The organism is Bradyrhizobium sp. UFLA05-109 (assembly GCF_054185165.1).
Window position 1 is genome coordinate 113,751 of the sequence record NZ_JBBIAR010000011.1, and the last position, 23,792, is coordinate 137,542.

The following is a 23,792-nucleotide window of genomic DNA, read 5'->3' on the forward strand; positions in this document are numbered from 1 at the left end:
CTCGAGCATGATCCTGATCGGAGAAGCGGGTCTCCACTCTTCCGGAGTCATGCTCCTAGCGCCGGGAGCGGACGCGCAAGCCGGGCGCCGGCCGCTCCTGGAGCACTTCGCGGCGGAAGCGATACAGTGCTGCCGGCCGCCCGCCGGTCTGTGTCGACATCACGCCGGTCGGTTCGACCAGAGCCTCGTTTTCCACCAGGCGACGGAAATTCTGCTTGTGCAGGTGCCGGCCGGAGATTGCCTCCACCGTGTGCTGCAATTCCGTGAGTGTGAACTCGGCGGGCAAAAGTTCAAAGATAACAGGGCGATACTTCAGCTTTGCGCGCAGCCTGGCAATTCCGGTGGCGAGAATGCGGCGGTGGTCGAACCGCATCGAGAGGCCAAGCGCAGGAAGCGCCTTGCGCGCTAATGCCGCAGGACGGCCGTCGCGCCGCGCTTCCTCGATCAGCCCGGCCTCGTAGAGCAACTCATAGCGGTCGAGTACGCGCTCCTCGTCCCAGCTAGCTCCCTCGAGGCCGAAATTGAGCCGCACGCGATCTCTGCGCGGCAGCGCACGGATCGTCTCGGGCGTCTCCTCGTCGGCCCACTGGGCGAGTGCCGGAATGATGTCGCGGGCGATGATCGCCGGCGGCTGCTCGCGCCAGTCCTCCCAGGGGAAGAAGCGATACCACGGCTCGAACGATGCACCGGCCGCATGAACGCCGTTGTCAGCGGCGCGAGTCAGCGCGAGATAGCCGATCGAGACCATATGCGCGCCAGTATCGGCGGCCTCCGCATGACGGCCGCGATCGCCGAAAGTGTAGAGCTGCTCGACATAGCCGAGCCTCAAGCCCGCCTGCGCCTCGACCCAGGCGCGCAGGCCGATCTCGAAAGTGCGATGCGTCAGTGCATCGAACGGGCCGAAGGGCAGGCCCGCCAGACCGTCGCTGCCGCGCGCGGTGAGGATCAGCGGCTCGTGGGCCTCGATCGCGACGATCGCGGCAGTCAGGCCGATCTCGATCGGCGTCAGCAGCTTGTCGCTCATCCGGGAAAGGCGTTTTGCGAGGTCATTCGAGCTCGATCACGAACGGACGGCTCTCCACCATCATCGCGCCCGGACCCATCTCGTCGAGCGCGCGCAGCATGCGGCCGTCGCGACGGAGCGCGCGATCGGCGAGCTCGACGATGCGACGGTTGGGCGAGGCGATCGGCGAGGCCGCGCGGATCTTCTTCGCGATCTCGATCTCGTCGCGATGCGGATTGAGCAAGCATGCCGCGGCAAAGGCGCTCGCGGTGGAGCGGCTGATGCCGGCATAGCAATGCACGACCAGTGGCGCGCTGCGATCCCAGCCGCGGACGAAGTTCAGCACCTGTTCAATATGTCCTTCCGAGGGCGCAACGAAGCCGTCCAGTTCCTCGGTGATGTCATCCATCGAGACTTTCAGATGATTGGCCGGCAGCACCGACAACGGCCGCACCACCTGCTCGACATTGGCCATCACCGTCAGCACATGGCTGGCCCCGGTGAGGCGAACGGTTTCAGGCAGGGCGGCGAGGGAGCAGACGTGGATCATGGTGGTCCTTTTGGTCGCCGATTATATCTGGCACCGTAGGGTGGGCAAAGCGAAGCGTGCCCACCATTTTCGAGCAAGGTACGAGGTGGTGGGCACGGCGCTTCGCGCCTTTGCCCACCCTACGAAGTGCTAAAGCTACGAAAACACCGTATTGAACCGCTCCAGAAACCGTTTCTCGGCCCTGGCGGCCGTCCATGGCGTCAGGTAGTCGCGGAGCACGGTTTCGGGCAGGCCCGGGTCGCGGCCGAACAGGCGCTTCGCCTCGCTGTCGCTGAAGCCGGCGAGCTGGGTGGCCTCGAGATACGCAGCGCCACGGTCGGCGGCCTTGATGGCCAGTGTGATCTCCTCAGCCAGCACCGCCGGCAGTCCGAAGCGGATGTGGATGGCGCCGAGCAGGCGCTTCTCCACCGCCTTGTAGTGACCATCGAGCACCGCCTTGAACGGCGAGATCATGTCGCCGATCACATATTCTGGTGCGTCGTGCAGCAGCGCTGCAAGCCGTACACGCTGGTCGACGCGTGGGCTCTCGTGTCGCATCACGGTTTCGACCAGCAGGGTGTGCTGGGCTACCGAAAAGATGTGCGCGCCCGTGGTCTGCCCGTTCCAGCGCGCGACGCGCGCGAGTCCATGGGCGATGTCGGCGATCTCGACGTCGAGCGGCGAGGGGTCGAGCAGATCGAGCCGGCGGCCGGACAGCATGCGCTGCCAGGCGCGGGACTGCACGTCGTTTACGGCGCGCTTTCCGGCCTTCATTTGGCTTTGAGGCGCGGCTTGCGCTGCGTCTTGCCGCAGGACGCGTGGCAATGGCAGTCGACGAGATGGTCGTTGACCATGCCGGTCGCCTGCATGAAAGCATAGACGATGGTGGGGCCGACGAACTTGAAGCCGCGCGACGACAGCTCCTTGGAGATCTGCACCGACAGCGGCGTCGAGGCCGGCACGCTCGCGGTGGTCTTGAAATGGTTGACGAGCGGCCTGCCGTCGAAGAAATCCCAGAGCAGCTTCGAGAAGCCGGGGCCCTTCTCCATGATCTCCAGATAGGACTTTGCGCTCAGAATCGTGCCGTCGATCTTGGCGCGGTTGCGCACGATGCCGGCATCGTTCATCAGCGCATGCACCTTCTTGGCGTTGTAGCGCGCTATCTTCTCAGGCTGGAAATCATCGAAGGCTTTACGGAAATTGTCGCGCTTACGCAAAATCGTGATCCAGGAGAGGCCGGCCTGGAAACCGTCGAGAATCAGTTTCTCGTAGAGCGCCCGATCGTCATATTCCGGCACGCCCCATTCGGTGTCGTGATAGGCAACATACAGCGGATCTTCGCCGGGCCAGGGGCAGCGCGTCAGTCCGTCGGCATGAAGGCGAGGAGCGCGGCTCATACGGCGGGCTGTTTCGCTGGAATGCGGACGACGTCGGGGTCCGCGAGCCTCACATCGAGCCCGCCGGCGCTGAGCGTCTGCCCGGCATCGAGCGCGTCGGCGACGCGATCGATGCGAACGAGCGCAATGCCCTTGCCCTGTGCCGTCGAGCCGATGGTGCCGACCGGCTTGTCGCCGGCGAGGATAGTGGCCCCGGCCTCTGGCGAGGGCCCGTCGAGCAGAACCTTGACGCTGCGTGTGCGCGCGGTGCCGCGATGCTGCATGCGCGAGACCACCTCCTGGCCGACATAGCAGCCCTTGTCGAAATCGACGCCTGCAAGGCGATCCATGTTGGTTTCGTGCGGGAATGCATCGCCATACATGAAGTCGAGTCCGCCGCGCGGCACGCCCAGCGCGATGCGATGCGCGTCATATTCGGACGCCTCGACGAGCTCGGCGCCGATCAGCGCAGCAAGCTTCTCCTGGAGTTCCGCAGGGACCAGGATGCGCAACCCGAGCCGCTCGTCGCGCGGGTCGGTGAAAGCAAGGTCGGGCTCGGCGGCAGGCTTACCGTCCCAGCCAGCGAGCACGCCGAGGTTGTCGGAGAGATTTTCGACGGTGACCTTGGCGCGCAGCTTGTAGAATTTCAGCTTGGTGGCGAGGGTCTCCGCCAGCGCCTTCGGGCAGTCGATCAGGTAGCCGCCGCCATGCCCGGCGGGCGCCTCCGTGATCAGGAAATCCACGATGATCTTGCCCTGCGGCGTCAGTAGCGCGCCGAATCGGCCGAGCCCGGGCTCGAGCCTGCCGACATCCGTGGTGAAGAGGCCATTGAGGAAGCTCTGCGCATCCTCGCCTGCGACCTTGATCACGCCCCGATCGGGAAGAAACGCTGCCTTCATTGCGAAAATCTCTTGCGACATGTCGGCTTCGAACGTAAGCCCGCCCTGCTTAAACGACAAGGCCTCGAGCCCTGCGCCTGAGGGATGAGAGAGACTGACAGCCATGACCCAGCGTTTTGACGTGATTCTGAAATCCGGCACGGTGGTCAATCAGGACGGTGAGGGGGTCCGCGATATCGGCATTGTCGATGGCCGCATCGCGGAGATTGGCTCGCTCGCGCAAGGCGCGGCGGCGGAGGTCATCGACTGCAAGGGCCTCCACATCCTGCCCGGCGTGATCGACACGCAGGTGCATTTCCGCGAGCCGGGGCTGACGCACAAGGAAGACCTCGAGACCGGTTCGCGCAGCGCCGTAATGGGCGGCGTCACCGCCGTGTTCGAGATGCCGAACACCTCGCCGCTCACGGTGACGGAAGCCGATTTCACCGACAAGGTGAAGCGCGGCCATCATCGCATGCATTGCGATTTCGCCTTCTTCATCGGCGGTACGCGCGAGAACGTGCAGGATCTGCCGCATCTCGAGCGCGCGCCGGGCTGCGCCGGTGTGAAGGTGTTCATCGGCTCCTCGACCGGCGCGCTGCTGGTTGAGGACGATGACAGCCTGCGTCGCATTTTCCAGGTGATCCGCCGCCGCGCGTCGTTCCACGCCGAGGACGAATATCGTCTCAACGAGCGCAAGTCGTTGCGCATCGAGGGCGATGCGCGCTCGCACCCCGTCTGGCGCGACGAGACCGCGGCGCTGATGGCGACGCAGCGCCTCGTGAAGCTCGCGCGCGAGACGGGCAGGCGCATCCACGTGCTGCACATCTCGACCAAGGAAGAGATCGAGTTCTTGCGAGACCACAAGGATGTCGCCTCCTGCGAGGCGACGCCGCATCACCTCACCATGGCCGCGCCCGAATGCTATGAGCGGCTCGGTACGCTCGCGCAGATGAATCCGCCGGTGCGCTCGGCCGATCACCGCGCCGGCATCTGGCGCGGTATCGAGCAGGGCATCATCGATATTCTCGGCTCCGACCATGCGCCGCATACGCTGGAGGAGAAGCAGAAGACCTATCCGGCCTCGCCCTCGGGCATGACCGGCGTGCAGACGCTGGTGCCGTTGATGCTCGACCACGTCAACGCGGGCCGGCTGTCGCTCGCCCGCTTCGTCGATCTCAGCAGTGCCGGCCCCGCGCGCCTCTTCAACATCGCCTGCAAGGGCCGCATCGCGGCGGGCTATCATGCCGACTTCACCATCGTCGACCTCAAGCGCCGTGAGACCATCACCAACAAATGGATCGCCTCCAAAGCCGGCTGGACGCCTTACGACGGCGTACGCGTCACGGGCTGGCCGGTCGGCACCTTCGTCCGCGGCAAGCGCGTGATGTGGCAAGGCGAGCTCGTGGCGCCGTCACAGGGCGAGCCGGTGCGGTTTCTGGAGACGCTGAAGCAGTAGGGTCAAAGCTTCCCACGCGCATGACTGTCATGCCCCGGCTTGACCGGGGCATCCAGTACGCCGCGGCTTCTCGGTTCGATCGCAGGCGTCTCGGATTACTGGATTGCCCGCTTTCGCGGGCAATGACAGTGTCACGGGACGTACAAGCAGAAATTGGGAGAGCGCCCAATGACCAAGCCATCGTCCCTCGTCTCCACCGAGCAACTCGCGGCCATGCTCGGCCAGCCGAACCTCCGCCTTTACGACTGCACGACCTATCTCGAGCCCGCGCCGCAAGGCAGCAGCGATCCTTATCTCGTCGTGTCCGGCCGAAGGAGCTTTGAGGCCGGCTATATCCCCGGCGCCGACTTCCTCGACCTGCAAGGTGAGTTCTCCGACACGTCGACGCATCTGCGCTTCATGATGCCGGGCACGGAGCAGCTCGAAGCCGCGTTCGGCCGCCATGGCCTCGATGCGTCGAAGACAATCGTGCTCTACAGCATCGGCAGCATGATGTGGGCGACACGGTTCTGGTGGATGCTGCGCTCGCTCGGCGTCGATGCGCGTGTGCTGGACGGTGGCTTTGACAAATGGAAGGCCGAAGGGCGATCGGTCGAGCAGGGGGCGCCGAGCGGTTATCCGGCGACGACATTCAAGGCCGCGCGGCGTGAAGGCTTCTTCATCGACAAATCCGCCGTGCTCGCGCGGATCGACGATCCTTCCACGATCATCGTCAATGCGCTTGGACCACAGTTTCATCGAGGACTGGAACCGAGCCGCTATGGCCGGTCCGGCCGCATCCCTGGCAGCGTGAACGTGCCGGCCGCAGCGCTCGTCGATGTCGCCGACAAGACGCTAACCACGCTTGCCGATGCCGAGCCGAAGTTCGCAAGCCAAGGCATCACGCGCGACAAGAACGTGATCTGCTATTGCGGCGGCGGCATCTCCGCGACCATCGATCTCTTGCTGCTGGCGCAGCTCGGCTACGACAAGCTCACGCTCTACGACGGTTCCATGGGCGAATGGGCCAGGGATTCCGAGCTGCCAATCGAGACGGGCTGAGAGTAGATTGGCGGGAACCTTTTCGGCGGGCCTGCATCCAATGTCCGGAAAAGCTGGAGACGAGCCCGTGACCGCCATCCATCGCGCTGCAATATCGGAAGCCACAGACCTGGCCGAGGCCAAGCTGGTTGAGCGCGCCAAGGCCCGCGACGAGGCCGCCCTGCGCACGATCATGCAAGCCAATAACCGCAGGCTCTACCGGCTCGCCCGCGGCATCCTGCGCAACGACAGCGAGGCCGAGGATGTGGTGCAGGAGACCTATGTTCGGGCGTTCACGCATCTCGACGGCTTTCGCGGCGAATCCGGCCTGTCGACCTGGCTGTCGCGCATTGCAATCAACGAGGCGCTCGGCCGGGTGAGAAGCCGGAAGGTGCATGTCGAGCTCGGTGCGCTGCCCGAGGCAGCGCTCGAAGCCCAGATCATCCAGTTTCCCGTGTCCTCCGCCGCAGGCGATCCGGAAAAATCCATGGCCCAACGTGAAATCCAGCGCGTCGTCGAGCATGCGGTCGATGAGCTGCCTGATGTGTTCCGCATGGTCTTCATCGCGCGCGTGATGGAGGGCATGACCATCGAGGAGACCGCGGAGCTGCTAGCCGTCAAGCCTGAGACCGTGAAGACGCGGCTGCATCGCGCTCGCACGATGCTGCGCGAGAACGTCGAGAAGAAGATTGGGCCGGTGGTGATGGATGCATTCCCGTTCGCCGGCCAGCGGTGTGAACGTCTGACCGAAGCCGTGCTGAAGCGGCTCGCAATGGGCGCGTAATTCTTGGGAACCTTTGCCGGAATGTCCCATCCAACTCCTGTGCAGGTCATACGCCGGATGAGTTCCGGCACCACAGGAGTGTCAAGCCATGTTCATCCGATGGAGCGCTGCGATCGCCACGATCGCCCTTTTTGTCAGCCCTGGCTACGTGCAAGGCGCGGGAGCGGCTGACAAGCCGACCGATCCGCAGATCGCCCATATCGCCTACACTGCGGGCGTGATCGACATCAACGCCGCCAAACAGGCTCTCAAGAAAGCCAAGAACAAGGACGTGAAAGCGTTCGCGCAGGACATGGTGCGGGACCATGAGGCAGTGAACAAGCAGGCGCTCGCGCTGGTGAAGAAGCTGAAGGTGACACCCGAAGACAACGACACGAGCCGCACGCTCACGAAGCAGGCGAACGACAAGCTCGCCGAGCTTTCGAAGCTCAAAGGCGCGGACTTCGACAAGGCCTATGTCGACAACGAGGTCGCCTACCACAAGTCAGTCGACAGCGCGCTGGAGACCCAGCTCATTCCCTCCGCGGACAATTCGGAGCTGAAGGGCCTGCTGCAAACCGGCTTGAAGATCTTCCAGGGCCATGAGCAGCATGCCGAGCACGTCGCGGCCGAGCTGAAATAGGTAGGAGGCGATGATGCCGGGACGGCTGCTGGCGATGGCCGCAATCATGCTCGCGTCGATGCTCCTCCCGGCGCGTGCCGCGACCGTGCAGATATCGATGGAGAATCTCGAGATATTGCCGGCCGACGTTTCTGCGAAGGTCGGCGACACCATCGAGTGGGTCAACAAGGACGTGTTGGCCCACACGGCGACGGCGAGGAATGGCGACTTCGACGTGAACCTGCCGGCGAAGAAATCGGCGACCTTTGTCGTGAAGAAGGCGGGGACAGTGGAGTATTATTGTCGCTATCACCCTAACATGAAGGCGACGCTCGAGATCGCGCCCTGAGGTATTTTCCCGGGCGGGTTCGGGGGAATACTCCCGGACGGTCGCGGGCTATTGCTTATCTTAAGATGCGCGCTTTCGTGCGACGATGGGCGTAGCCATCGCGACCTTTCATTCAGCCGCCACTTCGCCCCGCTTCCTCCGGCGGGGTGATTTTTAGCTATTGCTTGGCGAGTGCGATCGAGAATTCGCCGTTGCGGATGCGCGCGGGAAAGCCCTCGACAAACTTCGCCACCGCGTCCTCGCCATAGGTGCCGACGAGCTCGGCAAGCGCTGCGAACAGGCTCGCCTGCGCGAGACAGTCGCCGTCGACGCCGTCATGGCGCGCTTCCGCCCAGGCCTCGTTGAGATAGCTGAGCGCAGCCTGCTTCTGCTCGTGATCGGGCAGCGGCGCGCGGGCGGGGGCGAAGGACACGGGAATGCTCATGAAACTCGAATGGCTGGAGGCGCAATCCACGGCGATGCGCTGCGTGAGAGGTGTAGCACGCAGATTAACGCCGCCTAGGCCACATCTTTAGGAAAGGTTAACGGAGCCGAACAATGTGGATGAGTTGCTCCGGCGACACATCCGGTAGTGCCAATCTCATGGTGAGGAGGCGCGTCCACCTCACTCTTGTCATTCCGGGACGCGCCATCAGGCGCGGGCCCGGAATCCATCGTTCGGCGGTTTCTGCGGCCCAATGGATTTCCGGGCTCGCGACGGAGCCTGTCATCGGGCCGCGCTTTGCGCAGATCCGTTGGTCGCGCCCCGGAAGAACGAGAAACCTCACAAGCTGTCAGGATCAGGGTTGGCAGTTGAAGGCGTCGGCAATTCAGTTCGCGTAACGCGCCGTGAGGTCGCGGGAGATTTTGGAGCCTTCCTCGATGTAGCGGCGGATCGCTACCGTGGCGGCCGGCGTACAGCTCCGGTAAGTCTGCTGAAAACCATTATAGCCGCGGTTGAAGCCGGCGATCATGCGGGTGCGGCGCTCGCCGGAGGGGGTTTCGGCATCGATCAGCGCCTGCATCTCGTTGCGCCATTTGTTGCCTTCGTTGGCCCCGCAGATGCCGCGCAGATAGTGCAGGCCGCCGAGGATTTCCGCCAGCCGCTGCAAGTCGCCGTCGAACGGCGCCGCCGCGTCCTGGGCCCGGGCGGGCAGGACGGCGCAGGCAAGAATCAGGGCCAAAACGGCCGGAAATCGCTTGGACATCGGGGGCGTGTATGCCCCTTAAGGGCGGCAGACGCAAGGCAGCCGCCCTTGCCGTCAGGGCGCGATCAGGCGCTTTGCGGCATGGATGATTTCGTCCAGCCCACCGGTCAGCTTGAGGTCGCCGAGGCTGCCCAGCGCGTCGGGAGCGAGCCAGCGGAAATCGTCCAGCTCCTCATTCAGAACCGGCTCCCTGGCCGTCCAGCGCGCTGCAAAGGACATGATCAGGTAGTGGCCGGCGCCCCCCGTCGACGGCAGCACCTCGCGCCAACCGGCAAGACCGACGATGTCGATCGCCAGCCCGGTTTCCTCGTCGACCTCGCGCGTCAGTGCCTGATGCAGCGATTCGCCGAATTCGACCCGGCCGCCCGGCAGCGAATAAAAGCCCTTGGCCGGCGAGCGGGCGCGTCGAACCAGCAGCACCTTGCCGTCGCGGAAAATCGCGGCGCTGACCGCGAGCTGGGGATGGCTCGGCTGCACGGTGCCCGCCTCAATTCGACATGATGGTATCGACGTCGGCTTCCGCGCCGCCGTTGATGATGCCGCCGCAGGCCGCGATCAGCGGCTTGACCCAGAGCGTGGCCTGCTCGGCAAGCTTGACGCGCGTGGCGTCCTTTTCCACCTCGCGCATGGCCGAGCCGACCGCGGTCAGGATCGAGGTCATGGTGTCGGTGATGTGGTCGAACTGGGCGCGCACGTCGGGAGCGGCTTTCTCATAGGCCTCGATCGCGAGATCGCGCGCCTTGAAGTTCGAGGCCGTGAAATGTTCGGCATAGGACAATGGCGTCCAGGTCAAGAAGTCTTCGGCGCATTCCGGCATGTCCGGGACCATTTCGAGCAGCATGACGGCTTCATTGAAATGGTTCAGATAGTCGGTGGCAAGTCCGGTCCGTGGGTTGATGTTGGCCACGCGCAGCCGCTCAGCCCAGGCCGCCGCCTCGGGGCCCGTCACTACAAGAGTCCGCGCGGGTTCGGAGACCATTGAGCTCATCGGCCACAGTGTTGACGTTGGGGGTTAAAAGGTGCTGAACGGACCCCATATAGGCCCTCAAGGATGTGCGGACGCTTTGTCATAACCTCGGCCCCGGCGGCTTTGCGGCAACTCTTTGGCTACCTCGAGCAGCCGAATTTCCCGCCACGGTACAACGTCGCCCCCACACAACCGATTCCAGTGGTGCTGGTCGACAAGGGCGCGCGGCATTTCCAGCTGATGCGCTGGGGGTTGCTGCCGACCTGGGTGAAGGATCCCCGTGGTTTTACGTTACTGATCAACGCGCGCTCGGAGACGGTGCTGGAAAAGCCCGCATTCAAGAACGCGATTCGGAGGCGCCGCGGCCTGATTCCGGCCGACGGTTACTACGAATGGAAGGCAGTGGACGGCCGCAAGCAGCCCTATTTCATCCATCGTGCCGATGGGCAGCCGCTCGGTTTTGCCGCGGTGTTCGAGACCTGGGTCGGGCCGAACGGCGAGGAGCTCGACACGGTCGCGATCGTCACGGCCGCCGCGAGCGATGACCTCGCCACGCTGCATGACCGCGTGCCGGTGACGATTTCGCCTGACGATTTCGAGCGATGGCTCGACTGCCGCGGCGACGAGCTCGATGGGATTCTGCCGCTGATGGCTGCCCCGCGCATTGGCGAATTCGCCTGGCACCCGGTCTCCACCCGCGTCAACCGCGTCGCCAACGACGACGCGCAGCTTTTGCTGCCGATCAGCGCCGAAGAGATGGAGGCGGAAGCGCCGAAGCCGAAGCGCGCGGCGCGAAAAGCCGTGGGCGTGTCGCCCGATGACGGGCAGGGATCGTTATTCTGATTGCAGGCGTCGTAGGGTGGGCAAAGGCGCAACGCGCCGTGCCCACCATCTCTCCCGTTCGCGATACGCGATGGTGGGCACGCTTCGCTTTGCCCACCCTACAGCTGCGGAGTTTGCGGCGGCAGTCTACACGATCTCCCGCGCCCGCAGCTCCGCGATCTCCGCTGCGTCAAAACCCAGCTCGCCCAGCACCGCATCCGTATCCGCGCCCAGCTCCGGCGCCATGTGGTCGAGCTTGCCGCCGCCGTGCGCCAGTTTGAATCCGCTGCCGGCGAAGCGCACGCGGCCGTAGGGCGTGTCGAGCTCCTGGATCGCGCCGCGCGCAACGATCTGCGGATGGTCGATGATCTCCTCGATAGTCCAGATGCTGGCGCAGGGCGCGCCCGCGTCCTCCAAAAGCGTCTCCCATTCGCGTGGGCTCTTCGTCGCCAGCGCCTCCTCGATGATCGCGCGTAGCGCGGGCTCATTCTCGTTCCGGGAAAACCAGTCGGCAAAGCGCGGATCGCATAGCGTGTCGGCGCGGCCGAGGGCCGTCATCAGTGCGCGGTATTGCTTCTCGCTGTTGACCGCGAGCAGGATGTAGCCGTCGCCGCACCTGAACAGGTTCGCGGTGGTCTTGCGGCTGACGGCCTGGTTGCCCGAAAGCTGCTGGCGATGCCCCACGACCGACCAGTCCGCGATCTGGCCCGACAGGAACGCCAGCGTCGCCTCCAGCATGGAGACGTCGACGAGCTGCCCCTTGCCGGTGCGGTCGCGCTGATAGAGCGCGCTGGAGACGGCGAACGCCGCGGTCGCGCCCGAAAGGACGTCGCAAACCGCAAAGCCCGCACGTGTCGGTCCGGTCTCGGGATGGCCCGTGATCGCCATGATGCCGGAGAGCGCCTGTATCTTGCCGTCATAGCCGGGGCGCAGCCGGTCGGGGCCGGTCTGGCCGAAGCCGGATACGGCACAGTAGATCAGCTTCGGATTGATCGCGGACAGCGCCTCATGGCCGATGCCAAGCTTGTCCATCACACCCGGGCGAAAGTTCTCCATGACGACATCGACCTGCGCGGCGAGCCTTTTCACGATTGCGATCGCATCCGGCTTTTGCAGATCGAGCGTCAGGCTGCGCTTGTTGCCGTTGATCGCCTGGAACGCGGGCGCGAGCCCGCGCTCCGCCCATTCGCGGCTGAGCGGCGTGCGGCGCATGTCCTCGCCCTCGCGCCGCTCGACCTTGATGACGTCTGCGCCCAGCAGCGCGAGCTGGTAGCTCGCATAGGGGCCCGCCAGCACTTGCGTAAAGTCGAGGATCTTGACGCCTTCAAAGGGCCTCGTCACGGCGCGCTTCTCCCGTCAGGCCGCACGGTTGCCGCGCGCAATCTCCTTCTGCTTGTCGAACTCGGCGCGCCGCCGCGCAAGCTCCTCAGCGCTGAGTTGCGCGACGTTGTTGTAGTCGAGCTTCCAGGAAGCGTCCTCGCTCCAACGCAGCGGCGATTGCATCGTGGTGCGCGGGCCACTGGCGGACTCGAGCAGCTTCAACGCCAGCTCCAGCGTCTGCGCCTGCGAGGCGGCATCATGCGGCTTGCCGGCGGAATTGCCGAGTGGGAAGTCGGAGAACAAAAAGCGCGGCACGGCGGCATGCTCGACGATGTCCTTGGCGCAACCCATAATGACGGTGGGAATACCGCTCTCCTCGAGATGCCGAGCGACCAGCGCGGAGGTTTGGTGGCAGACCGGACAGTTCGGTACCAGGACTGCAACATCGACCTCGTCGGCGAGGCAGCGCGCCAGAATCTCCGGCGCGTCGGTGTCGAGGGTGACGCGATGGCTGCGGTTGGTTGGCGCACCGAAGAAGCGCGGGCTCACCTCGCCGATGCGCCCCGCGGCGGAGGCCTTCAGGAGCTGCGGCAGTGGAAACCAGGTACCGCTGTCGGTCGCGCTCGTGTGCTTGCGGTCGTAGCCGATGTGCGAGATGCGCAAATCGTGCGGTTGCGTGGTGTCGCCGTCATAGACCTTGTGGAACTTTGCCCCGCCATTGTACGCCGCCCCCGGCCCCTGATCGCCCTTGGTCGGATCGTAAGGCGCGGCCGTGGTGATGATGGTCACGCGCGATTGCGAGAGCCTCTTCTTCAGCGGCTGGAACGGCGCGTCGACATAATGCGCCCAGCGATATGGCGTGGTGTAGCCGATGGCCGAGTAGTAATCGCGCGTCCGCTGCATATAGGGGATGGGAGCGTCGTAGTCGGGCGCAAAGCCGAATTCATCGTCGCGCGGAGCTGACATGGAAGCCGACATTGGGCGCGTCTCCTCTCGTTCTCGTTGCGGACAGAGTAGAGATAGTCGGCGATTTGCTCAACAGCGAGCGGGGTGATGCAGATCAGAATTGCAGTCGTAGGTGGGGCCGCGCCGACGCTGCCTCTTACCCTCCCCTGGAGGGGGAGGGTCGATCGCGCGCAGCGCGAGCGGGGGTGGGGTGAAGGTCGCTCCGCATCGAAAACTGCCAGTGTGGAGAGATCATCCCGACGCTTCGCGGCGACCCTCCCCCTCCAGGGGAGGGTAAGCAAGCTCAGCGAAACACATGCAGCGCCGCATACTGCAGCAGCATGATGGTCTTTGCATCCACGATGCGGCCGTCGGCGATCATTGCGAGCGCCTCGTCGATCGAAATCTCCAGCACCTCGATCTCCTCGCCTTCGTGTTCGAGGCCGCCGCCGTCGCCGATCTTCATCTCCGGCTCGTATTCGGCAACGAAGAAGTGCAGCTTCTCCGTTAGCGCGCCGGGGGTCATGAAGGCCTCGAATACCTTGTGGACATCGTGCAGGCGATATCCGATCTCCTCCTCGGCCTCGCTGCGGATGCGCGCTTCGGGATCGGCGTCGTCGAGCATGCCGGCGGCGGCTTCGATCAGCAGGTCGTCATAGCCGTTGACGAATGTGGGATAGCGAAATTGCCGCACCAGCACGACGGTGCGCCGCTTGCGGTTGTAAGGCAACAGCGTCGCACCGTTGCCGCGGTCATAGACCTCGCGGGTTTGCGTCTGCCATTCCCCATTGTTGCGGCGCCACTCGAAGGTCGTCGCTTTCAGGATGTACTTCTTGTCCGAGAGCAGGCGGACGTCTTTGACGCGGACACGGTCGGAAACGGACATGGAGGCCTCTAAGGAGTAGGGTCGCGGCCGTCGAGCCATTTGGCGAACATCACCGACGTTGACTCTTCGAAGCCGAGGGAAGTGTAGAACGCGCCGGCCTGCTTGTTCTCGCGGCGGACCAGGAGCTGGAGTTTCGCGATGCCGGCATTGCGCAGCCAGTCCTCGGCCGCAGCCATGATGATGCTGCCATAGCCGCGCTTGCGGAAATCGGGATCGACCGCGACGTAATAGATCCAGCCGCGATGGCCGTCATGACCGACCATCGCGCTGGCCACCATCGCATTGCCGTTCCGTCCGATCAGCACGGTCGAATTCGCCTCGCGCCGCGCGAGCGCGATATCGGCATGCGGGTCGTTCCAGGGTCGTGTCAGACCGCAGCGCTGCCACAGCGCGACGACGGTTTCGACATCGGCATCCGCGATTTGAGCGATCGCGAGCGGGAGAGGGGAGACGGACACGTTCACAGCACTTTTCCGGGGTTCATGATTCCAAATGGGTCGAGCATTGCCTTGACCTGCCGCATGAGTTCGATCGCGGTCTTGTCCTTCACGTCGGGCAGTTCGTCGCGCTTGAGCACGCCGATGCCGTGCTCGGCCGAGATCGAGCCGCCCAAACGCAGCACGATCTCGAACACGACCGTGTTGACGTCGTGCCAGCGGGCAAGGAAGTCGGCAGCATCGGCCCCGATCGGCTGGCTGACGTTGTAATGCAGATTGCCGTCGCCGAGATGGCCGAACGGCACCGGCCGCGCGCCGGGGATCAGCTTGACCACGGCGGCATCAGCCTCCGCGATGAAGGCAGGCACCTCCGCGACGGGTACGGAGATGTCGTGCTTGATCGAGCCGCCCTCCGGCTTCTGCGCCGCCGACATCTCGTCGCGCAGCTTCCAGAAGCCGGCGCGCTGCGTCAGGTTCGCGGCGATCACGGCGTCGTCGACGATCTCCTCCTCCATCGCGCGAGATAGGATCGATTCCAGCATCGCGCGCGCGTCGTCGCGCGGCGAGGACAATTCCATCAGCACGTACCAGGGATGCTTTTGCTCCAGCGGATCGCGCACGTCGATGCCGTGGCGGATCGAGAAGTCGACCGCCATTTCCGCCAGGAGCTCAAAGCTCGTCAGCGCGTTCGAGGCTTCGCCTTGCGCGATGGTCAGTAGCTTCAGCGCCTGTGCCGGCGATTTCAGCCCGACGAATGCGGTCTCGATCGCTCGCGGCTTCGGAAACAGCTTGAGGGTCGCCGCGGTGATGATGCCGAGCGTGCCTTCGGCGCCGATGAAGAGGTTATGCAGGTTATAGCCGGTGTTGTCCTTCTTCAGCTTCGACAGCGCGTTGAGCACGCGCCCGTCAGCCAGCACGACCTCGAGCCCCAGCGCCATCTCGCGCGCAACGCCGTAGGCGAGCGCGGCGGTGCCGCCGGCATTGGTCGAGAGATTGCCGCCGATCGTGCAGCTTCCCTCCGCGCCCAGCGAGAGCGGGAACAGCCGATCCACCTCGGCCGCCTTCTGCTGCGCGATTTGCAGCACCACGCCGGCCTCGCAGGTCATGGTGTTGGAGGCGGTGTCGACCTCGCGGATCTTGTCCAGCCGACGCAGCGACACCACCACCTCGCCATTGTGCGGGGTCTGGCCACCGACGAGCCCGGTGTTGCCGCCCTGCGGCACGAGCGCGATTTTGTGTTCTGAGGCGAGCTTGCAGATGGCGGAGACTTCCGCAGTCGTCGCGGGCCGCAGCACCAGCGGCGAACGGCCATGAAACAGGTTGCGCTCCTCGGTGAGGTACGGCTCGATGTCCGCCGGGTCGGTCACGGCATATCTGGCGCCGACGATGGCGCGAAATTTCTCGATCAGCTCGGGCGCAAGCGGAGCGACGGCAGGTGTCGTGACGTTCATCTCTTCTTCTTTCTTCATCGCAATCCATTCTATTGCACATGATCCTATCGGAAAACCGCTGCACACTTTGCGCTAACGCGGCCCTCCGGTCCGGATCATGTGCTACCGCGCGACCGCTGCGCGCCGCAGCCGGTCGTTGATCGCTTCGCCGAGCCCTTCCTCGGGGATCGGCATCACCGCGATGGCGCGCGGGCTCTTCGCATCGAGGGCGCGAAGATGGCCGAACAGATTGGCGGCGGCTTCATCGAGATCACCGCTCGCTGACAAGTTCATGACGCTTGCCGCCTGTTCGATGCCGGGCAGCACGGCTGGTCCGAAGGCGAGCAGGGCCTCGCCGGGCGCGACGTCGTGCGCAATGAGCCGTACGGCGGCGCGCGGCGCGTAATGCGAGGCGAGCATGCCGGGCGCCAGCGGCTGGCTGTCGTCGCTTTCGACATCCTGCGGCGGCCGCGCCAGCGGCGCGCCGAGCGCGGCCTCGATTTTTTCGCGCGACAATCCGCCGGGGCGAAGCAGCATCGGCGTCTCGAAGCAGCCGAGAATCGTCGATTCGACGCCGACCTCGACGGGCCCGCCGTCGACGATCAGGTCGATCCGCCCCGCAAGATCGCCTTCCACATGCGCCGCCAGCGTCGGCGAGACATGGCCGGAGATGTTCGCCGACGGCGCCACTACCGCCCCGCCGAAGGCACGCAGGATCGCCTGCGCCACCGGGTGGGCGGGAATCCGGATTGCGACCGTATCGAGCCCGGCGGTCGCGAGATCAGCGACCGGACAGCCTGCGCTCTTTGGCACCACCAGCGTAAGCGGCCCCGGCCAGAATTCTTCCGCGAGTCGGATGGCGCACGAATCGAACCGCCCGATGCGCTTCGCCGCCGTGAGGTCGGCGACATGAGCGATCAGCGGATTGAAGGCGGGGCGGCCCTTGGCGGCATAGAGATGGGCGATCGCGGTCGCGTTGGCGGCATCAGCACCCAATCCGTAGACCGTCTCGGTCGGAAACGCGACCAGCAGGCCTGCGGCAAGCGCTCGCGCAGCGGCGTCAGTAGCGGCCGGTCCGGCCTGCAGAATCTGGGTGGTCAAGCCCGTTTTCACTGGGACAAAATTCCTCAAATCGGCCGCTTGCGGTGTGCCGAACCCGACGCTATAAGCCGCCTTCTTGTCGGAGTGTGGCTCAGCCCGGTAGAGCACTGCGTTCGGGACGCAGGGGTCGCAGGTTCGAATCCTGCCACTCCGACCATTATTTCAAGTACTTATAGTTTCGATGTTTTTTGGGCGCAATGAAATGCGCAATGATTTCGGGCACGGCAGCCATGCCCGTCGACCTTAAGGCTTACGCCAAGGCGTCGGGGAGCAGATAAAGCGGATTCGCGACGATCTTACACGCTGGAAGCCGGAAAAATGACGATCGGGGAACGCGAGGGAAAATGGGCCGTGGCGGACGTCCTCCCTCCAGACTTATTTTGGCTGACCTCCGCGCGCGAATAGCCCGCGGCGATAGGAGTTCAGCTCAGCGCCTTCCTCCAAACGCCTCCGCGACCTCTTCCTGGAAATCTGGGTGATGATGGCCATAGTTGGCCTCCAGTTGCTCCACGGTCATCCCAAGCCAGCCAGCGGCTTCCCACATATCGACGCCTGCTTGCATGAGCCAAGTCGCCGCGGTGTGGCGCAGGGAGTGGCGAACCACGTCATCACCCAGCCCCGCATCCTCCAGTATCCCCTCCCATGCCGATCTGATCTTGCCGGCAAGCGGCTGGCCATCGTGTATGCGGTTGACGACGAAACGTATCTGCTCGCCGTCCTTCATGAGGCCCGCCGCTCGGAGGTCGGACGAGCGCGCCTGGTCGATCTTCCGCCAACGGATCAGGTGAGGGCGAAGCCGGCTTGCGATCTTTGCGGGCGGTCGTCGCTTCTTGGTTGACCGCTCCAAGGCTCCTTTGCCCTGATACACCATTGCATCCAGATTCATCCAGGGATGGGTCGTTGTCGGCAGCCACTATGTGCGGCGGATCGTCTCTTCGCGGCGGGCACTGTAGATACCAACAAGGGTGAAGCGCGCAGCCGGACAGCGGCGACGGATCATCCAGCGATCACGTCTCAAAAGCATGCCATCTTCCCTGCGTTTCCAGGTCCCTCGCTCATCGTCCCACACGAAGCCAATGGCTGCGCCAAGCAATCGCGCGGCCTCATTGCGTGTCAGCCATCGGTGACGCCCCTCTGCCTTTGGAGGCAGGGTGATCTTTGGCACCACGCCGAGTGTGTGTTCCGCGTGATACTTGTTGACTGCAGCCCGCAAATCCTCAAGTCGGCGTCGCGCGGTCTGGTCTGAGACCGTGCCGTTGCGAGGCTTGATGTCGGCTTTGCTGTTGTTGTCGTTCGGCGTGCCCATGGACCATTCTACGAAATCGCGGCAGAGCTGGGCTTTGATTTCGCTGACAGTCTTGTCGCCAAAGAAGTTATTGAGGTCTAGCAAACGAATGAGCAGCAAGTCGTGCTGCGCCCATGCTCGCTGGTCGCTTTTGTCCTTGGGGCGCTTTGAAATTTCATAAGCGGTAAGGACGTCAGCTATGGCGAGGACGCTGGGGTCGGTGGCGCCGATTGTGCTGGTATGCCGTTCGCCGATGTAGCTTTCGAGCGCCTTCGCAGCGCCGTCAATGTCGTCGCGGCCGCAGCCTGTGCGGATTTGCCGGCCGCGGTCGAGGATGATCCAGGTTTCATCGTCCTCTCGGAACCAGAGTCGTGGCGGCTTGGCTTTGCGGCCCGGCATGACGGCTTGACCAGTTTGCGGATGGCGCGAGGTGTGGTCAAATCTTTGCCTGCCACTTTGGCAATTTCAAGAGTCCCAGTCGCCGCCGCTCTCCGCAACGATGACAAGGTCAATGGACCATGTGGAAAAAATACGACGGCGGCTTCGACGAGGGTCATTACTTCGTCCTCGTTCCATTGAGCGGGATCAGGGCGCGCTTTCGCGCGGGCGAGCTTGTCGATCTTACGCTTCGGCATGTCTTGGACGAGGCACTCAGGAAGGCGAGGCCTTTGAATTGACCGCTAAGTTACGTGTATGGGGGATTTGCTTTTCGAGAAAGGCTGCCTGTTGGCGAGTGCGGCAATCGGCGGCTTCAGAGTGCAGATGGGACAATCGGATTTTGCAAGCCGGGACAGTACTATCCGACGGCTAGGTTGGTTACCGATGCGAACCTGCAACCAGACCGTTATCAGCGGCAGACTATCGATCAGCTTCGTTGCTTTTGCTGCGTTTTCGGTTGATTTTGATCGCGTTTGTCCTGGTTTGTTTACGTCGTTTCTTGTGCGAAATTGGTGCGGTTGGCCAGCTTTCAATCTCTCGCCTCAAAGGGATAGCTGACATCTTGCTCAAGTTTAGCGCCATAATCCTCGACCGTGGGTTCGAATCCCACTCTCTCCGCCACGCTACAGTACTCCCTGTATCCGATTTTCCGAATCCGCAGCAAAATCAACGCGCTATCGGCCGGCAAACTGCATTTTTTGGTCGTGGGTTCGGAAGAGGGTTCTTCCGTCACTGCGCTCTACTCCCCTGTTTCCCATTGTTCGAATCGACAGCAAAAACAACGAGTAGCGCGATCAAGTCTATTGCAGTTAGCCGCCATGGTACGGCTAATCTCCGCCCAAACCGTAGGTTTTGGCTGTGGGTTCGGAGGATGGATCTCTCGAAGGAAAAACAGACGGCTCGCAAGCTCCAGCCGCTCGATTTCGTTGCGAAGCGCCACATTGAAGAACTGAAATTACAGGTACTAAAAGGAGGGCAAGCAGCACTGGCTCGGCGTAGGCTCGGTCAAGGACGTGTCGCTAAGAGATGCGCGCCTAGCTCGCAATGCAGGCATCGCGCGGGGAGGGCCCGAACCGCCCAAGTTCGCTCTTTCCATAAGCAAGATGTCGGCTGCTTCAAGCGAAGCATGGTTGTTTTCTTGACTTCTGATGGTCCTCTATCGTGCTCTTCGCGGCCCCGTCATCCAGCGCATAACTGATGCCAAGATGAGAAGAGTAGTAGGCTCGTCTCGTCGAATCGAGCCTTGCTGTTCAAAGCCCTTCTAGCGCTTCAGCGGCGGGTATCCGTCAACGTAGATCCAGTCTGTCGTTTCTGCTGGCTGATGGCAGCTCTTGCAATTGTCTCGATAGTCGAGTGTCGCGGCCACGCCGCCGCCCGGGAGGGGAAGCGAACGCGAGTTGGTCGACGGGTTACCAGCATCGAACCAAGACCAACCCCAGCCGTCACCCCAAACAGGCTTGTTCGCGGCATAACGACCCTTGCTGTCCTTCATCATGACGAACCAACCCTTCAGGCTGTCGGAATGGCTGATCGTGCCAGTGGTCATTTGCCCGGTAGCTGCCCCGAACACTTCTTTCACGAGCACTGTGCCGTCTGGAAAACGTCCGCTTGTTCGATAGGCCGTGATGGTTCCGGGCGAAGCATAGACGACGTGAAGTTCTTGCGAACCCGGGCCTTGGTCGGCGGCCGCCGCCCAGGTACCCAAAAACTCATACGTGGTTCGATAGGCGCTCGGCACATGCAGATTACCGTGTGCGTCCGCGACGGGCTCGGGCCTCGACTGGCCGCTGGCCGAGAGTGATGACATCACTGCGATAGTGACCACTGCCGAGAATCCTGCCGCGCAAAGTGCTCTTATCATCCGCATGATCAATTCCTCCGCATTTCTTGAGGAGCTTGGCGCATGATCGAAACCTTCGCCGCAATCAGGCTTTGAGCAGGTTGGAATCGACGGGCATCTTGCGCAGCCGTTTTCCCGTGGCCGCGAATACGGCATTGGCGATGGCTGGCACCATCGCGGACACGCCGTTCTCGCCCATGCCGCCGGGTGGCTCCGAACTCTTGACGAGATGAACCTCGACAGCAGGTGCCTCGTTCATGCGCAGGATTTGATATGTGTCGAAGTTCGACTGCTCGACCCGGCCGTTCTTGATGGTGATCTCGCCATAGAGCGCCGCTGTCGTGCCGAACATGACTCCACTCTGAAGCTGCGCCTCGACCGTGTCGGGATTGACCACCGTGCCGCAATCCATCGCGCAGACCACACGATGCACGCGCACCGAGCCGTCCTTGGCCACCTCGACCTCGGCAACTTGGGCTAAAATGCTGCCGAACGCGTTTTGTATCGAGACACCGCGGCCATATCCCTTGGGCAAAGGCTGGCCCCAGTTGGATTTCTCGGCAGCGAGATCGAGCACCGCCTTCGCGCGCGGATTGTGATCGAGCAGCGCGCGACGATAGGCAATCGGATCCTGCTTGGCCGCGGCGGCCAGCTCGTCAATGAAGCTTTCAGTGACGAACACATTGTGCGACGGACCGACGCTTCGCCAGAACGCGGTAGGAACGCCTTGCGGCTCGGTCCGCACAAATTCGACGTGCAGGTTCGGCAGGCCGTAGACAAGACCGATCGCGCCCTCCGTCGAATCCGGGTCGAGACCGTCCTTGTAGGCCGGCGGCAGCCACCGCGCGATCACGGATGGACCGGCGTAGCGATTCTTCCAGGCAGTCACCTTGCCGTCCTTGTCGAGGCCCGCCGACAAGCGATCGAACCAGTAGGGCCGGTACATGTCGTGCTGGATGTCCTCCTCGCGGGTCCACACGACTTTCACGGGGCCATCGACTTGCTGCGCGATCTGAACGGCGCGCACGGCCATATCGGCTTCCAGTCGCCGACCGAATCCGCCGCCGATCAGGTGATTGTGGACGATGACTTTCTCGACGGGCAGGCCGGCAGCCTTGGCGGCAAATGCCTGCAATCGCGCGATCGCCTGCGTCCCGATCCAGATCTCGCACTCGTCCTTGCGGACGTGCACTGTGCAGTTCATCGGTTCCATCGTGGCGTGCGCAAGAAACGGAATCTGATAAGTCGCCTCGACCTTGGTGGCGGCCTCATTCATCGCCTTGTCGGCGTCGCCGATCTTCTGCGCGACGGCACCCGGTTTGAGTGTCGCCTGCTCGAGTTGGCGGGTAATATCCGCCGAGTTGAGCCCGGCATTGGGACCTTCGTCCCATTCGATCTTGAGCGCCTCCAGCCCCTTCTTTGCTGCACCCATATGGTCGGCGACGACGGCAACGGCGTCGTCGAGACGAACGATTTGCCGCACGCCCTTCACCGCCTTGGCTGCCGAGTCATCGACGCTCTTCAGACGCCCGCCGAACACCGGCGACTGCGCCAAGGTCGCGATCCTAACGCCTGGCGGACGCGCATCGATGCCGTACATCGCCGAGCCATTGACCTTTCCAGGAGCATCGAGCCGTTGGGCGCGCGTGCCGATCAGCTTGAACTCTTCCGGCCGTTTCAAGGGGACGTCTTGCGGCACCGGTATCAGCGCGGCGTCTGCGGCGAGATCGCCATATGTCAGGCGACGCCCCGTCGCATCATGGATCACGGTGCCGTCCTGCGCCCGGCACGTCTTGGCGTCGACCGCCCAGCGTTTGGCGGCGACTGCGATCAGCATCATCCGCGCCGTAGCGCCGGCCTGGCGCATCGGCTTCCATCCGCCGCGCATCGCATTCGAATTGCCGGTCGCCTGTACACCCAGCATCGGATTGACGTACAGCTTCTCGTTCGGCGGTGCATGTTCGAGACGAATCTGCTTCAGGTTCACCTCCAGCTCCTCCGCGATCAGCATTGGTATCGACGTGTAGGTGCCCTGGCCCATCTCGACATAGGGCATGGTCAGAACGATCTCGCCGTTGCTGCCGATGCGGATGAAGGCATTCGGCGCGAAGCTGTCGGCGGCTGCGGCCTCGCCACGTCCGAAAGGCAAGCTCAGGCTCAACATCAGTCCGCCGCCGGCAGCGGCACCGGCGACCAGGAAGTTGCGCCGCGAGAGATTGGTGTCGTGGGCGCGCGATGCGATACGATCGAGAATCATGATCAGCCCTCCTTGCCGGCCGCCTGTGCGGCAACCTTGATGGCCTGGCGGATGCGCACATAGGTCCCGCAGCGGCAGATGTTGCCGCTCATAGCGTCATCGATGTCGGCGTCGGTCGGATGCGGGTTGCTTGCGAGCAGCGCCGAGGCCGACATGATCTGACCGGACTGACAGTACCCGCATTGCGCCACCTCATGATCAAGCCAGGCCTTCTGGACCTTGGCGCCCGTCGGCGTTGCGCCGATCGCCTCGATCGTCGTGACTTTGGAATCGCCGATGCTGTCGACCGATGTGATGCAGGAGCGGGCAGGAGACCCATCGATATGCACCGTGCAAGCGCCGCACAGCGCCATGCCGCAGCCGAACTTCGTCCCGGTCATGCCGAGGACGTCGCGCAGCACCCAGAGCAGCGGTGTGTCGCCGTCGACATCGACTGTGCGCGTGCTTCCGTTGACAGTAATCGTGAAAGCCATGATCTTTCTCCTTGCCGTCGTAAAACAAAATCGCGAGCTGGATCTTGAGGACGCTTGTCAGCTTCCACCAAGAGTGAGGCTACGGCTCTACCTTGAGCACCGCCTTCATGTTGGGATGGTATCGGCAGAAATAGTCGACGGTCCCCGTCTTCTTCACGACAAATGAGGCCGTTTGCTTCGGCGGGAGCATCACGTCGAAATCGCCGCTCTTCGCCGTTGCGGTATGGGCGAAGACATCCCTGTTGATCCATTCGATGGTGTCGCCCGCTTTGGCCGACACCTCGGCCGGCTTGATCTCCATATTCTCCATGGTGATCTGGACCGTTGCCGCGCGCACGGGAGTGACGATCGCACAACAGATGAGCGAGGCAACGATGAGACGAGCGCGTCCAGGCCGCATGGAAG

Annotated in this window: 27 protein-coding genes and 1 tRNA gene; 7 read left to right on the top strand and 21 right to left on the bottom strand. The window is 63.4% G+C overall.

Translation table 11 applies throughout. The features are described 5' to 3' along the window. Nucleotides 1–55: 55 nt before the first annotated feature. From Q3C01_RS10405 to ygfZ, 5 genes are all read right to left on the bottom strand, one after another. Nucleotides 56–1,024 carry an NUDIX hydrolase gene (locus Q3C01_RS10405; RefSeq protein ID WP_458145231.1) on the bottom strand — a complete coding sequence of 323 codons (969 nt, stop codon included), beginning with the start codon at nt 1,022–1,024 and terminating at the stop codon, nt 56–58. Between the two features lie 22 nt (nt 1,025–1,046). Beyond that, nucleotides 1,047–1,553, bottom strand: a complete 507-nt coding sequence (locus tag Q3C01_RS10410) for a tyrosine phosphatase family protein (protein WP_458145232.1) — start codon at nt 1,551–1,553, stop codon at nt 1,047–1,049. Nucleotides 1,554–1,688: 135 nt separating this feature from the next. Beyond that, nucleotides 1,689–2,306, bottom strand: coding sequence for a YfbR-like 5'-deoxynucleotidase (locus tag Q3C01_RS10415; protein WP_458145233.1), 618 nt, complete (start codon nt 2,304–2,306; stop codon nt 1,689–1,691). Continuing rightward, entirely contained in the window at nt 2,303–2,929 is a 627-nt protein-coding gene (locus tag Q3C01_RS10420; protein WP_458145234.1) for a DNA-3-methyladenine glycosylase I, read from the bottom strand. Before Q3C01_RS10420 ends, Q3C01_RS10415 begins: the two co-directional genes overlap by 4 nt. After that, the gene (gene ygfZ, locus Q3C01_RS10425; protein WP_458145235.1) at nt 2,926–3,807 is read right to left on the bottom strand and encodes a CAF17-like 4Fe-4S cluster assembly/insertion protein YgfZ; all 882 of its coding nucleotides are present in this window, start codon (nt 3,805–3,807) and stop codon (nt 2,926–2,928) included. Before ygfZ ends, Q3C01_RS10420 begins: the two co-directional genes overlap by 4 nt. A 103-nt stretch (nt 3,808–3,910) precedes the next feature. Between ygfZ and Q3C01_RS10430 the strand changes: the two genes are divergently transcribed. From Q3C01_RS10430 to Q3C01_RS10450, 5 genes are all read left to right on the top strand, one after another. After that, on the top strand, nt 3,911–5,245 hold the full coding sequence (locus tag Q3C01_RS10430) for a dihydroorotase (protein WP_458145236.1): 1,335 nt from the start codon (nt 3,911–3,913) through the stop codon (nt 5,243–5,245). Between the two features lie 168 nt (nt 5,246–5,413). Beyond that, the gene (locus tag Q3C01_RS10435; protein ID WP_458145237.1) at nt 5,414–6,286 is read left to right on the top strand and encodes a sulfurtransferase; all 873 of its coding nucleotides are present in this window, start codon (nt 5,414–5,416) and stop codon (nt 6,284–6,286) included. Nucleotides 6,287–6,326: 40 nt separating this feature from the next. Continuing rightward, nucleotides 6,327–7,049, top strand: coding sequence for an RNA polymerase sigma factor (locus tag Q3C01_RS10440; protein WP_458145238.1), 723 nt, complete (start codon nt 6,327–6,329; stop codon nt 7,047–7,049). An 88-nt stretch (nt 7,050–7,137) separates the two neighbouring features. Next, a complete protein-coding gene (locus Q3C01_RS10445; RefSeq protein ID WP_458145239.1) occupies nt 7,138–7,671 on the top strand; it encodes a DUF4142 domain-containing protein in 534 nt (177 codons plus the stop codon). Nucleotides 7,672–7,681: 10 nt separating this feature from the next. Further along, complete coding sequence (locus Q3C01_RS10450; protein WP_458145240.1) at nt 7,682–7,999, top strand: cupredoxin domain-containing protein; 318 nt, start codon at nt 7,682–7,684, stop codon at nt 7,997–7,999. A 157-nt stretch (nt 8,000–8,156) separates the two neighbouring features. Here Q3C01_RS10450 and Q3C01_RS10455 read toward each other — a convergent pair whose 3' ends face one another. From Q3C01_RS10455 to Q3C01_RS10470, 4 genes are all read right to left on the bottom strand, one after another. Beyond that, nucleotides 8,157–8,423, bottom strand: coding sequence for a hypothetical protein (locus Q3C01_RS10455; RefSeq protein WP_458145241.1), 267 nt, complete (start codon nt 8,421–8,423; stop codon nt 8,157–8,159). A 385-nt stretch (nt 8,424–8,808) separates the two neighbouring features. Further along, nucleotides 8,809–9,186 carry a TIGR02301 family protein gene (locus tag Q3C01_RS10460; protein ID WP_458145242.1) on the bottom strand — a complete coding sequence of 126 codons (378 nt, stop codon included), beginning with the start codon at nt 9,184–9,186 and terminating at the stop codon, nt 8,809–8,811. 54 nt (nt 9,187–9,240) lie between these two features. Further along, a complete protein-coding gene (locus Q3C01_RS10465) occupies nt 9,241–9,663 on the bottom strand; it encodes an NUDIX hydrolase (protein WP_458145243.1) in 423 nt (140 codons plus the stop codon). A 10-nt stretch (nt 9,664–9,673) separates the two neighbouring features. Continuing rightward, on the bottom strand, nt 9,674–10,174 hold the full coding sequence (locus tag Q3C01_RS10470) for a hypothetical protein (RefSeq protein ID WP_458145244.1): 501 nt from the start codon (nt 10,172–10,174) through the stop codon (nt 9,674–9,676). 63 nt (nt 10,175–10,237) lie between these two features. Between Q3C01_RS10470 and Q3C01_RS10475 the strand changes: the two genes are divergently transcribed. After that, on the top strand, nt 10,238–10,996 hold the full coding sequence (locus tag Q3C01_RS10475; protein WP_458145245.1) for an SOS response-associated peptidase: 759 nt from the start codon (nt 10,238–10,240) through the stop codon (nt 10,994–10,996). 126 nt (nt 10,997–11,122) lie between these two features. On the opposite strand, the gene Q3C01_RS10480 is transcribed toward Q3C01_RS10475, so the two are convergent. From Q3C01_RS10480 to Q3C01_RS10505, 6 genes are all read right to left on the bottom strand, one after another. Continuing rightward, on the bottom strand, nt 11,123–12,316 hold the full coding sequence (locus tag Q3C01_RS10480) for a CaiB/BaiF CoA transferase family protein (protein ID WP_458145246.1): 1,194 nt from the start codon (nt 12,314–12,316) through the stop codon (nt 11,123–11,125). Between the two features lie 15 nt (nt 12,317–12,331). Next, a complete protein-coding gene (locus Q3C01_RS10485; RefSeq protein ID WP_458145287.1) occupies nt 12,332–13,261 on the bottom strand; it encodes a glycine reductase in 930 nt (309 codons plus the stop codon). A 283-nt stretch (nt 13,262–13,544) separates the two neighbouring features. Continuing rightward, a complete protein-coding gene (locus Q3C01_RS10490) occupies nt 13,545–14,126 on the bottom strand; it encodes an NUDIX domain-containing protein (RefSeq protein WP_458145247.1) in 582 nt (193 codons plus the stop codon). Nucleotides 14,127–14,134: 8 nt separating this feature from the next. Next, nucleotides 14,135–14,590: a GNAT family acetyltransferase gene (locus tag Q3C01_RS10495; RefSeq protein ID WP_458145248.1), complete on the bottom strand. Its 456-nt coding sequence runs from the start codon at nt 14,588–14,590 to the stop codon at nt 14,135–14,137. Beyond that, on the bottom strand, nt 14,587–16,014 hold the full coding sequence (locus Q3C01_RS10500; protein ID WP_458145288.1) for an FAD-binding oxidoreductase: 1,428 nt from the start codon (nt 16,012–16,014) through the stop codon (nt 14,587–14,589). Before Q3C01_RS10500 ends, Q3C01_RS10495 begins: the two co-directional genes overlap by 4 nt. A 102-nt stretch (nt 16,015–16,116) precedes the next feature. Next, nucleotides 16,117–17,094, bottom strand: a complete 978-nt coding sequence (locus Q3C01_RS10505; RefSeq protein WP_458145249.1) for an L-threonylcarbamoyladenylate synthase — start codon at nt 17,092–17,094, stop codon at nt 16,117–16,119. A gap of 80 nt (nt 17,095–17,174) precedes the next feature. Here Q3C01_RS10505 and Q3C01_RS10510 point away from each other — a divergent pair. Further along, nucleotides 17,175–17,251 (top strand) — tRNA-Pro (locus Q3C01_RS10510). Between the two features lie 270 nt (nt 17,252–17,521). Here Q3C01_RS10510 and Q3C01_RS10515 read toward each other — a convergent pair. The 6 genes from Q3C01_RS10515 to Q3C01_RS10540 form a co-directional block, all read right to left on the bottom strand. After that, nucleotides 17,522–17,980, bottom strand: a complete 459-nt coding sequence (locus Q3C01_RS10515; protein ID WP_458145250.1) for a tyrosine-type recombinase/integrase — start codon at nt 17,978–17,980, stop codon at nt 17,522–17,524. Nucleotides 17,981–18,007: 27 nt separating this feature from the next. Then, nucleotides 18,008–18,778, bottom strand: a complete 771-nt coding sequence (locus Q3C01_RS10520; RefSeq protein ID WP_458145251.1) for a hypothetical protein — start codon at nt 18,776–18,778, stop codon at nt 18,008–18,010. Nucleotides 18,779–20,078: 1,300 nt separating this feature from the next. Next, the gene (locus Q3C01_RS10525) at nt 20,079–20,684 is read right to left on the bottom strand and encodes a cytochrome P460 family protein (protein WP_458145252.1); all 606 of its coding nucleotides are present in this window, start codon (nt 20,682–20,684) and stop codon (nt 20,079–20,081) included. A 58-nt stretch (nt 20,685–20,742) separates the two neighbouring features. Continuing rightward, nucleotides 20,743–22,914: a xanthine dehydrogenase family protein molybdopterin-binding subunit gene (locus Q3C01_RS10530; protein WP_458145253.1), complete on the bottom strand. Its 2,172-nt coding sequence runs from the start codon at nt 22,912–22,914 to the stop codon at nt 20,743–20,745. Between the two features lie 2 nt (nt 22,915–22,916). Beyond that, nucleotides 22,917–23,387 (bottom strand): (2Fe-2S)-binding protein, encoded by a 471-nt coding sequence (locus Q3C01_RS10535; RefSeq protein WP_458145254.1) that lies wholly within the window; start codon nt 23,385–23,387, stop codon nt 22,917–22,919. Nucleotides 23,388–23,466: 79 nt separating this feature from the next. Beyond that, nucleotides 23,467–23,787 (bottom strand): cupredoxin domain-containing protein, encoded by a 321-nt coding sequence (locus tag Q3C01_RS10540; RefSeq protein WP_458145255.1) that lies wholly within the window; start codon nt 23,785–23,787, stop codon nt 23,467–23,469. Nucleotides 23,788–23,792 lie beyond the last annotated feature (5 nt).